Below are 1,536 nucleotides of genomic sequence, written 5' to 3' on the forward strand. Positions count from 1 at the left end.
AAAAGTTGGGAATTGTAGCTTCCCATCTTTTGAATACATCTGTTATGTAACTGCCATTTTGATAGTGGCAGTTTAAACAGATCCAATAGCACTTCGGCAGTATATATCCTCTGTCGCATAGGCAGTACAATTATTATAATCCACTTTCACATCGTTCAGGTAATGAATGTCATGCACACTTCCTTAGTGAGGTCAAAGGAATGGATGACACCACTTAACCCACAGACTGCATGGAGTTTATACCCATAATAATACATGCTTGTGATGCGCAGTAGCCTACCCCGGGTGCTTTACTAAAATCTTTCTTTCCCATACTGCAACGTTTGGAACGGGCAATACGACATACTTCTATCGGCTTCGAATCAATACAGAAACAGTCTTCACCACCATCCATTTCAGAAACCATTCTTTCTCGGATTGCATTACATAGGGAGGAAGTTGTTTTACGCCTGTCATTGTATTGTCGGCGGGAAATAAGGTTGGGTATTTCAACCCTATATTCCTGTAGCTTTGCAAACAACAGAAACTCACTGTCAATACGGGGCAGCCTCTGACGCCATGTTCAAAGCCACTACTTCAAGGTCTGAGAATTTAGGGACGACTCCTCGTCTTGGCACATTCCCAGATTCATTGACTAAATTGCCGGCAATTTGCTTGCATATGTTCAGTAATTTTGCGAATATTGCATATAAGTTGTGCATACGATATTTGTCTATTAAAAGTTTGGTCACCTTTAATTTACTAAATATCAACAATATGCACAACTTTTTAAACATAAATCTTTTATAATTTAATTCCGCCAATAGGTTAATAGATATATCATTATGAAACGCCTATTTTTTGTTATCCTGTTCGCGATAGCGACAGCTAACCTATACGCACAATATTTCATGGCAGACACGGTTAAGCTCAATGCAACTTACCGTGAATTGCTGAAGCATCCGGAGAGCAAGGAAGCGCAGATGGCTTATTTCGAGGCTTTCCCAAATACATGGATGGAATACATCGTAACTTATCAGTTTGATCCGGATGATAAAGAAGGAAGAAAAAATCTATATTTTGCAGGACACAAACATGTATATGCTTTTGAATATAAACTGAATCTAATTCCGGATTCTTTATATTACAAGAAACTGGTAAACATTGCAATCGGAGGTAGAATAGATGCCGATGCTGCCAATTATCTACAGAGTTGCGTAAAAAGTCACATGATTGACCATTCGGAACAGATATTGAATGCATTGGCTCCGCTTTGTAAAAGACACCGATTTGAGTTTTGGGAATTTTACTTCTCGAATATTGTAAAATCAGCTGACATTGAGGAAGAGTTAAATCGATTAGTAGAACTGCATAAGAACTGCCATCCGGAAGACGTGCAAATGATGAAGGATGCTTTCAAGTATTTCTACAATGGAGTAAACTTTTTCTCTCACGGTTATTTGGATGCCGATTAAGAATTGTGTTTTTCCTTTCGCGAAACAATAGCAAAACAAAAAAATAACACTATGAAACGCGAATCCACCACAGTGGCGAGTC

1 protein-coding gene and 1 pseudogene are annotated in these 1,536 nt (G+C 38.5%); one reads left to right on the top strand and one right to left on the bottom strand.

Translation table 11 applies throughout. The features are described from left to right. A pseudogene (locus BACCOP_RS03920) lies at window positions 1-776 on the bottom strand (IS982 family transposase); the annotation flags it as partial. 48 nt (window positions 777-824) lie between these two features. On the opposite strand from BACCOP_RS03920, the gene BACCOP_RS03925 reads away from it, so the two are divergent. Next, window positions 825-1,454, top strand: a complete 630-nt coding sequence (locus BACCOP_RS03925; RefSeq protein ID WP_007566541.1) for a hypothetical protein — start codon at window positions 825-827, stop codon at window positions 1,452-1,454. Window positions 1,455-1,536: the final 82 nt, after the last annotated feature.

It is taken from the genome of Phocaeicola coprocola DSM 17136, assembly GCF_000154845.1.
In the GTDB taxonomy this organism is placed as follows: domain Bacteria; phylum Bacteroidota; class Bacteroidia; order Bacteroidales; family Bacteroidaceae; genus Phocaeicola; species Phocaeicola coprocola.